Origin of the sequence: Ferrovibrio terrae (genome assembly GCF_943371255.1) — a bacterium.
Classification (GTDB): Bacteria; Pseudomonadota; Alphaproteobacteria; order Ferrovibrionales; family Ferrovibrionaceae; genus Ferrovibrio; species Ferrovibrio terrae_B.
On record NZ_CALRUC010000154.1, the window covers coordinates 1 to 8,335 of the forward strand.

9 protein-coding genes are annotated in these 8,335 nt (G+C 64.6%); 7 read left to right on the forward strand and 2 right to left on the reverse strand.

Features of this window, described 5'->3' with window-relative positions; genetic code table 11:
- Nucleotides 1-395 precede the first annotated feature (395 nt).
- Both AAG799_RS21190 and AAG799_RS21195 read left to right on the forward strand, forming a co-directional pair.
- The gene (locus tag AAG799_RS21190; protein ID WP_341898978.1) at nucleotides 396-701 is read left to right on the forward strand and encodes a DUF6516 family protein; all 306 of its coding nucleotides are present in this window, start codon (nucleotides 396-398) and stop codon (nucleotides 699-701) included.
- Nucleotides 698-1,057 carry a hypothetical protein gene (locus tag AAG799_RS21195; RefSeq protein WP_341898979.1) on the forward strand — a complete coding sequence of 120 codons (360 nt, stop codon included), beginning with the start codon at nucleotides 698-700 and terminating at the stop codon, nucleotides 1,055-1,057. The genes AAG799_RS21190 and AAG799_RS21195 overlap by 4 nt, the downstream gene beginning before the upstream one ends.
- A gap of 3 nt (nucleotides 1,058-1,060) precedes the next feature.
- On the opposite strand, the gene AAG799_RS21200 is transcribed toward AAG799_RS21195, so the two are convergent.
- Nucleotides 1,061-1,675: an NAD(P)-dependent oxidoreductase gene (locus AAG799_RS21200; protein WP_341898980.1), complete on the reverse strand. Its 615-nt coding sequence runs from the start codon at nucleotides 1,673-1,675 to the stop codon at nucleotides 1,061-1,063.
- 198 nt (nucleotides 1,676-1,873) lie between these two features.
- Between AAG799_RS21200 and AAG799_RS21205 the strand changes: the two genes are divergently transcribed.
- The 3 genes from AAG799_RS21205 to AAG799_RS21215 all read left to right on the forward strand — a co-directional run bounded on the left by AAG799_RS21205 (nucleotide 1,874) and on the right by AAG799_RS21215 (nucleotide 4,185).
- Entirely contained in the window at nucleotides 1,874-2,284 is a 411-nt protein-coding gene (locus AAG799_RS21205) for a helix-turn-helix domain-containing protein (RefSeq protein ID WP_341898981.1), read from the forward strand.
- 307 nt (nucleotides 2,285-2,591) lie between these two features.
- Nucleotides 2,592-3,716 carry a histidine kinase dimerization/phosphoacceptor domain -containing protein gene (locus tag AAG799_RS21210; protein ID WP_341898982.1) on the forward strand — a complete coding sequence of 375 codons (1,125 nt, stop codon included), beginning with the start codon at nucleotides 2,592-2,594 and terminating at the stop codon, nucleotides 3,714-3,716.
- Nucleotides 3,717-3,786: 70 nt separating this feature from the next.
- Entirely contained in the window at nucleotides 3,787-4,185 is a 399-nt protein-coding gene (locus AAG799_RS21215; RefSeq protein WP_341898983.1) for a response regulator, read from the forward strand.
- Nucleotides 4,186-4,226: 41 nt separating this feature from the next.
- Here AAG799_RS21215 and AAG799_RS21220 read toward each other — a convergent pair whose 3' ends face one another.
- Nucleotides 4,227-5,207, reverse strand: a complete 981-nt coding sequence (locus AAG799_RS21220; protein WP_341898985.1) for an ABC transporter ATP-binding protein — start codon at nucleotides 5,205-5,207, stop codon at nucleotides 4,227-4,229.
- A 120-nt stretch (nucleotides 5,208-5,327) separates the two neighbouring features.
- On the opposite strand from AAG799_RS21220, the gene AAG799_RS21225 reads away from it, so the two are divergent.
- Both AAG799_RS21225 and polA read left to right on the forward strand, forming a co-directional pair.
- Entirely contained in the window at nucleotides 5,328-5,513 is a 186-nt protein-coding gene (locus AAG799_RS21225) for a zinc-finger domain-containing protein (protein WP_341898987.1), read from the forward strand.
- Nucleotides 5,514-5,516: 3 nt separating this feature from the next.
- Nucleotides 5,517-8,335 (forward strand): DNA polymerase I (gene polA / locus AAG799_RS21230; RefSeq protein WP_341898989.1); only part of this gene is annotated, 2,819 nt, incomplete at its 3' end.

The following is an 8,335-nucleotide window of genomic DNA, read 5'->3' on the forward strand; positions in this document are numbered from 1 at the left end:
TCGACCACATGATCGGGGCTGAGGGGCGCGCGCAGGCTTAGGCCGGTGTTGAAAAGCGTCTGGTGCATGCAGTTCACTCCGTTGCACATCGTGAGTCTCCATTTGCCGGACCTGCGGATGCAGGCCGCCAGTCGCGCTGGCGCGATGCCAGGGCGGGGGGAAATCCTCTCGTTACGCGGGAGCGTTATCCGCAGTCGGGTTATCCCGGCTGCAGGCCGGGGCCCAGCGGGCACTCGTCATCTCATATAATACAAAACAGGAACAAATATCAAGCAGAATTTGCAGTTTTCCGGTGAATACTAGATTATTCCCTGCCTATGACGTGCACCTGCCACGGGCCTGCGGCATGATCCACGCCGTCATCACGAATATTCGACGCGGCAGAAAAATATGGTATGCTGCACCATATGGTTGCTGCCGATCTCTATTATCATCTGAAGTCGGTTTACCCCGATGGCTCGGTGATCGAGATGATCGTTTGGAAAGTGCCGGAACCGGTGGCCGGCTCAGAGCATGGATTCAAATACCGGCTGTTCTTCGGTCGGGCCGGGACACGGATCGTTGGCTATGACAACGAGCGCGGCAAAGGCGATCACAAACATATCAAGGGTAAGGAAATGCCCTACAGGTTCACGACACCCGAGGCGCTGATCGCAGATTTCATCGCCGATGTCCGCAACAATGGAGGCCGCACGCTATGACCCGCAAGACCGTTCGCCTCAGCATCGGAACCCGCAGCCTTGAAAGCCTCGGCCAGGAGTTTGTCGACAAGTGGCGCGCGCTGGAAGCCGGGGCGCCGATCGCGCAAACCCATATCCACTTCCAGAGCCTGGACGATGCCGCAAAGGTGCTGACGCCCAAGCGGCAGGCCCTGCTGCGCTATGTGCGGCGGCACAAGCTGCGCAAGATCACGGAAATCGCCGCCGGCGTGGAGCGCAGCTACAAGAATGTGCACCAGGACGTGAAAGCCCTGCTGGCAGTCGGCCTGCTGGAAAAGCCGGATGACGCCCCGTACAAGGCGCCGTTTGACGTCATCCGGACTGATATCCGCCTGTAGCCCTCAATACCCCACGGTGAATCGCTGGCGGATATGCTTGGGGCTTTCCAGCTCGTCGATCAGCGCGATGGCGTAATCCTCCATCGAGATGCGGCTGTCGCCCTTGGCATCGCTCAGCAGCGTATCCTTGCCGAGCCGAAATTTACCGGTGCGCTCGCCCGGCACGATCATCGCCGACGGCGACAGGAAGCTCCAGTCGAGGTCGGCCGCCTGGGCCTTCAGCGCCTCGAGGAATTCGCCGCCCTTCGCCGCCTCGGCCCTGTAGATCTCGGGGAAGCCGGGCGCGTCGATCAGCTTGAGCCCCGGCGCCACCTCCAGGCTGCCGGCGCCGCCCACCATCAGCCAGCGTTTCACGCCCGATTGCCGCACGGCGGCGAGCAGCTTGGAAAAATCGGAGGCGAGGAAATGCACGGCGCTGACCACCGCATCATGGCCGGCCAGCAGCGGCGCCAGCGCAGCCGGATCATGCGCATCGCCGGCCTTTGCCGTCACGCCGGGCCGCGCCGGCACCTTCTCCGGGTTGCGCACGATGGCGGTGACGTGGTGGCCGCGGCTGAGCGCTTCGGTCAGCACGCGGCTGCCGATATTGCCGGTGGCGCCGATCAGGGCGATTTTCATGGCTGTCTCTCCTTGTACCAGTATGGTAGTTTCTACTGGTAACCAGATGGCGGATTGGCTATCAGGTGTAAAGAAGGCACTTTTTCCCGGTCAGGTGAGATCGGGGTAACCACCTGCCAGTCTGCACAGACAACCGGCCTGCAAAGACAACCAGTCTGCAAAGACACCCGGTCTTCAAAGGCATACGAGGGACAGACCATGGCCGCAAAGCGCAAGACCGTCACCGGCAACAGCTACGATGCCAGCTGCCCGACCCGGCAGGTGCTCGACCGCATCGGCGACAAATGGACCGTGCTGGTGCTGATCCTGCTGCTGGATGGCCCGGTGCGCTTCAACGAGCTGCGCCGGCGCATCGGCGGTGTGTCGCAGAAGATGCTGTCGCAGACGCTGAAAAGCATGGAGCGCGACGGCCTGGTGCATCGCCGCGCCATCGCCACCGTGCCGGTGACGGTGGAATATTCGATCACGCCGCTGGGCAAGACCCTGGCCGCGCTGGTGGATCAGATGCGGCTGTGGGCCGAGCATAACCTGGGCCAGGTGTTGGCGGCGCAGCGGCGCTATGACGCGGCACAGCCAGGCAGCGAGACAAAAACAAGCAGGGCCGCGTAACGCCCGCAGCAGCTGTGCTGGCGGCAAAGCTGAAGCGGCATTGCGGCATAAACGCCGGAAGCCGGCCATTATCCGCGACCGAAACGCACCCGCCCCCGTGGCGTGAGTGTGCATACCTCTTTTGTATGCAGCCCCATTGCGGCGGAACTGCAGCTGCCATCAGCAGTTGGTCATGGACTTACCTCGAAATAAGCGTACCCTGTCATCACACTGACAATCGACAGACTGTTCCCGCCGCCATGAGACGCCGCAGATGATGCCGTCCCTGCATCGACTTCTTTCCGGCGCGCAGGCGGAAGAGGTCCGGATGGCGGCTGTGCGGCAGTATGCCGTGCTGGATACGCCGCCCGAGAGCACCTTCGACCACATCACCAGTCTGACTGCCGAGCTGTTCGGCACGCCGGTGGCGCTGATCAGCATCGTGGCCGAGGACCGCGTCTGGTTCAAATCGCGCCATGGCATGCCGATGGTGCAGACCAGCCGCGATGCCGGGCTCTGCGCTTCGGCGATCCTGCAAAAACGCGCCTGGCTGCTGACCGATGCCGCCAGCGATCCGCGCGCCCTGGCGCATCCGCTGGTCGCCGGCGATTTCGGCCTGCGCTTCTATCTGGGTGTGCCGCTTACCACTGCCGATGGCTCCAACCTGGGCACGCTCTGCGTGATGGACCACAAGCCGCGCAGCATTACCAAACGCCAGATTGCCAGCCTGAACAGCCTGGCCGCCATCGTGATGGACCAACTGGAGCTGCGCAATGCGGGCCGGCAGGCCGCCGTGGCGCTGGCCGAGGCCGCCACCGCCAAGGACAAGGCGCTGCGCCTGACCACTCTGATGGCCAACGAGATCGACCACCGGGTGATGAACAGCCTGCAGCTGGTATCGGGCCTGCTGTCGATGCAAAGCCGCACGCCAAGCGATGACGACGTGCCGACCCAGCTGAAACAGGCGGCCGGCCGCGTCTCCGCCATCGCCCGGGTGCACCAGCATATCTATCTGAGCGAAGGCATCGAGCATGCCGATGTGGCGCAGTATCTGCAGCGCGTCTGCGACGATCTTTCCATCATGCTGCAGGCGACCAATCGCGGCAGCATCGAAGTGAGCGGCGCCGAGGTGAAGCTGCCCACCGCGCGGATCGTCGCCATCGGCCTGATCATCAACGAACTGGTGACCAACGCGACCAAATACGGCGCCGGCAAGGTGGCGGTGCGCTTCGCCGATACCGCAACCGGCTATACCCTGTCGGTCTCCGACGAAGGCGACGGCCCGCCGCCTGACGAGATTCTCAAGCCCGCGCGCGGTTTCGGCATGAAGGTGATCACCTCGCTGGTGTCGCAGCTGCGCGGCGACCTCAGTGTCGGCCGCAAGGATGACGGCACCGGCACCCAGGTCACCATCGCCTTCCCGCGCGAAATCGCACTGCCGCACATGCCCTGAACGGAACTATCCAGCACCCGCCCTGTTCTTTCATATGTGCCGGCCTGTTGCGGCACCCGGAGTACCGTCCTTGCCCCACACACATATGATGATGCTCGCCGCGCAGCAGCCGCCCAAGGCGGCCGTTGTGCTGGTCGTGGAAGACGACGATCTGGTGCGCCTGATGACGGTGGATTATCTCGAAAGCTGCGGCTATCTGGTGCTGGAGGCGGAGAACGCTGCCAAGGCCAGGGCCTGGTTCGACCGCCAGGCCATCGACCTGATGTTCACCGATGTGCAGATGCCCGGCGACATGGATGGCATCGCGCTGGCAGAATGGGCGCGGGCAAAACATCCGACCGTGCCGGTGCTGGTCACCTCCGGCGTCGCCTCGGAACTGGCGCGCTATGCCGCCGGCCTGATGGTGGCCAAGCCCTATGACCTCGATGCCGTGCATGCGCGCATCCAGGCGGCGCTGAGCAAGCGATAAGCCGGGCCGTTCAGGCAGCGCGACTCAGGCTGCACGCCAGATTACGCAGCGCGATTGCGCGTCAGCTCGAGGAACAGGTCTTCCAGATCGGCATCCTGCGTCGTCAGGTCATGGATTGCCAGCCCCGCCGCCTGCACACGCGCCAGCAGGGTGCTGAACGGCATCTGGCTCGGCCGATAATGCAGCCGCAGCCGACGCGGCCCGAGCAGTTCGGCACCCAGGCTTTCCAGCGCCGGCGGCACGGCGGCCAGATCGGCATCCAGCGTCAGGATCACATCCTTGCGGTCGAGCCGGGCGAGCAAGCTGGGCGTGGTGTCATGCGCCACGATGCGGCCGTGGTTGACGATGGCGATGTGGTCGCACAGCGCCTCGGCCTCTTCCAGGTAATGCGTGGTCAGCACCACGGTGGTGCCATTGGCATTCAGTTGCCGCACATAGGCCCAGAGCTGCTGGCGCAGTTCGATATCGACGCCGGCGGTGGGTTCGTCCAGCACCAGCACCGGCGGATTGTGCATCAGCGCCTTGGCCACCAGCAGGCGGCGGCGCATGCCACCCGACAGCGTGCGGGCATAGGAGTTGGCCTTGTCGGTGAGGCCCAGCGCTGCCAGGATCTCATCGGCGCGGCGCTCGGACCGCGGCACGCCATAGAGGCCGGCCTGGAATTCCAGCGCCTCGCGCGGGGTGAAAAACGGATCGAGGTTGAGTTCCTGCGGCACCACGCCAATCGCCGCCCGCGCGCGCCGCGTGTCGGTGTCGATGTCATGGCCCCAGACCGCAGCGGTGCCCGAGGTCTTGCGCACCAGGCCGGCCAGGATGTTGATCAGCGTCGATTTGCCCGCCCCGTTCGGGCCCAGCAGGCCGAAGAAGCTGCCGCGCGGGATATCGAGGGTGACACCATGCAGGGCGGTCTTGGCGGCCTTGCCGCTGCCATAGACCTTGACCAGGTCGCGCACGGCAATAGCGGGCCCAGGATCGGATGCAGCAGGAACCCCGGAAAGCAGGGCGGAATCGGCAGCGGGCATGGCTCTGAAGGCCTGTAAGACTGGCGTGGCGAACGGTGCTGCGCTAGGTATCACCTTGGGCCTTGGGGGTCAAACCCGGGGCATCAGCGAACGCTTTCTGGCAGCCCTCCGGAGACCACCATGCAGGCCGCTAAAAATACTGCCCCCGAGACCATCACCGTCGACAGCCCGGTCGTGGCCTGCGATGGCGGCGGCGCATTGGGCCATCCGCGCGTCTATCTCAACATGGGCGACAAGACCGAGATCGACTGCCCGTATTGCGGCCGCCACTACATCCTGAAAGACGGCACGGGCCACGGCCACTAAGGCATGGCCTCGAAACATCGCCTCTATCTCGTCGACGGTTCGGGCTACATCTTCCGGGCCTATCACGCGCTGCCGCCGCTGACGCGCAAATCCGACGGCCTGCCGATCGGCGCCGTGTCGGGCTTCTGCAACATGCTGTCCTCGCTCCGCGACAAGGCCGAGCATGACCAGGCGGTCAGCCATATGGCCGTGATCTTCGATGCCGGCCGCGAAACCTTCCGCAGCACGATCTATCCCGCCTACAAGGCCAACCGCTCGGAGACGCCGGAAGACCTGATCCCGCAATTCGCCCCGATCCGCGAGGCGACGCGGGCTTTCGGCCTGCCCAGCATCGAGAAAGACGGCTTCGAGGCCGATGACATCATCGCCACCTATGCCCGCATCGCCAACGAGGCCGGCATGGAGGTCTGCGTCGTATCCTCCGACAAGGACCTGATGCAGCTGGTGCGTGACGGCGTGGGCATGATGGATCCGATGAAGGATCGCAATATCGGCCCGGCCGAGGTGATGGAGAAATTCGGCGTCACGCCCGACAAGGTGATCGATGTGCAGGCGCTGGCCGGCGACAGCACCGACAACGTGCCCGGCGTGCCCGGTATCGGCATCAAGACCGCGGCCGAGCTGATCAACACCTATGGCGACCTGGAATCGCTGCTGGCGCGCGCGGGCGAGATCAAGCAGCCCAAGCGGCGCGAAACGCTGCTGACCAATGCCGACAAGGCGCGCATCTCCTACCAGCTGGTCAAGCTGAAGGACGACGTGCCGCTGGAGCTGGGCCTCGACGATCTCAAGCTGGGGCCGGTGGAATGGCCGAAGCTGTCGGCCTTCCTTAACGAGATGGAATTCCGCACCCTGACCGCGCGGATCGAAAACCGCCTGAAGGCGCGCGGCACCGATATGAGCGGCGGCGCGGCCGGCGTCACGGCGCGACCCGAGAGCATGTACAGCGCGCCGGTCGCCTCGGCGCATAAAGCGACGACGCCGATTGCCTATCCGGGCGAGGGCGGGCCGGAAACGCCGCCGGTCAGCCGCGAGCGTTACACGCTGGTGCAGGATCTCGACACGCTGCGGACGTGGATCGCGCGCGGCTTCGAGACCGGGCTGATCGCGTTTGACACCGAGACCACCAGTCTGTCTCCCACCATGGCCGAACTGGTCGGCATCTCCTTAAGCGTTGCGCCGGGCGAGGCCTGCTATGTGCCGCTCGGGCATCGCAAGGGCGGCGGCGGGCTGGATTTCGGCGGCGACGGCGCCTTGCAGCAGATTCCGCTGGCCGACGCGCTGGCCGCGCTGAAGCCCCTGCTGGCCGATCCGGGCGTGCTGAAAGTCGGGCAGAATATCAAATACGACATGGCGGTGCTGGAGAAGCACGGCGTGCAGATCGTCGCCTATGACGATACCATGCTGATGTCCTACACGCTGGATGCCGGCAAGCATGGCCATGGCATGGACGAACTGTCGGAACGCCATCTCGGCCACAAGCCGATCAGCTATGACGAGGTGACCGGCACCGGCAAGGCGCGCATCTCCTTTGCCGAGGTGGCGCTGGACAAGGCGCGCGACTATGCCGCCGAAGACGCCGATGTGACGCTGCGGCTCTACCATGTGCTGAAGCCGCGCCTGCTGGCCGAGAAACAGGTGACGCTGTACGAGACCATCGAACGGCCGCTGCCGGCGGTGGTGGCGGCGATGGAATGCGCCGGCATCAAGGTCGATCCGGCCGAACTCAACCGCCTGTCGGCCGATTTCGCCACCCGCATGGAGGCATTTGAGAAAAAGGCGCATGCGCTGGCGGAGGAAAGCTTCAACATCGGCTCGCCCAAGCAGCTCGGCGAGATCCTGTTCGACAAGATGAAACTGCCCGGCGGCAAGAAGGGCAAGACCGGCGCCTATTCCACCGGCGCCGAGGTGCTGGAGGAACTGGCCGCGGAAGGCCATGAGCTGCCGCGCGCGGTGCTCGACTGGCGCCAGCTCGCCAAGCTGAAATCGACCTATGCCGATGCGCTGGTCGCCTCGATCAACCCGCGCACCGGCCGCGTGCACACCTCCTTTGCGCTCTCGGCCACCAATACCGGGCGTTTTGCGTCAAGCGATCCCAACCTGCAGAATATCCCGGTGCGCACCGAGGAAGGCCGCAAGATCCGCAAGGCCTTTGTCGCCGAGGCCGGCCACAAGATCATCTCGGCCGACTATTCGCAGATCGAGCTGCGCATCCTCGCCCATATCGCCGATATCGCCACGCTGAAGCAGGCCTTCCGCGACGGCATCGACATCCATGCGCTGACCGCCAGCCAGGTGTTCAACACGCCGGTCGAAGGCATGGACCCGATGGTGCGTCGCGCCGCCAAGGCGATCAACTTCGGCATCATCTACGGCATGAGCGCGTTTGGCCTGGCCGCCCAGCTCGGGATTCCGCAGCGCGAGGCGCAGAGCTATATCGAGGCGTATTTCCAGCGCTATCCCGGTATCCGCGCCTATATGGACAGCACGAAAAAGCAGGTGAAAGAGCAGGGCTTCGTCACCACGCTGTATGGCCGCCGCGTGCATTTCCCCAACATCAACTCCAAGAACCCGGCCGAGCGCAACTTCCTCGAACGCGCCGCGATCAACGCGCCGATCCAGGGTTCGGCCGCCGACATCATCAAGCGCGCCATGGCGAAGCTGCCGGCAGCGCTGGCGGCCGAGGGGCTCAAGACCCGCATGCTGCTGCAGGTGCATGACGAACTGGTGTTCGAGGCGCCCGAGTCAGAGGTGGATGCGCTGATCGCGGTGGCGAAGGCGGTGATGCAGTCGGCCGCCACGCTGGATGTGCCGCTGGTGGT

Bases quoted from the DNA above. Each gene is read 5' to 3' on its own strand.
- AAG799_RS21225 (WP_341898987.1), top strand. From the start codon at position 5,328: ATGCAGGCCGCTAAAAATACTGCCCCCGAGACCATCACCGTCGACAGC.
- AAG799_RS21190 (WP_341898978.1), top strand. From the start codon at position 396: ATGCTGCACCATATGGTTGCTGCCGATCTCTATTATCATCTGAAGTCG.
- AAG799_RS21205 (WP_341898981.1), top strand. From the start codon at position 1,874: ATGGCCGCAAAGCGCAAGACCGTCACCGGCAACAGCTACGATGCCAGC.
- AAG799_RS21220 (WP_341898985.1), bottom strand. From the start codon at position 5,207: ATGCCCGCTGCCGATTCCGCCCTGCTTTCCGGGGTTCCTGCTGCATCC.
- AAG799_RS21210 (WP_341898982.1), top strand. From the start codon at position 2,592: ATGGCGGCTGTGCGGCAGTATGCCGTGCTGGATACGCCGCCCGAGAGC.
- AAG799_RS21200 (WP_341898980.1), bottom strand. From the start codon at position 1,675: ATGAAAATCGCCCTGATCGGCGCCACCGGCAATATCGGCAGCCGCGTG.
- AAG799_RS21195 (WP_341898979.1), top strand. From the start codon at position 698: ATGACCCGCAAGACCGTTCGCCTCAGCATCGGAACCCGCAGCCTTGAA.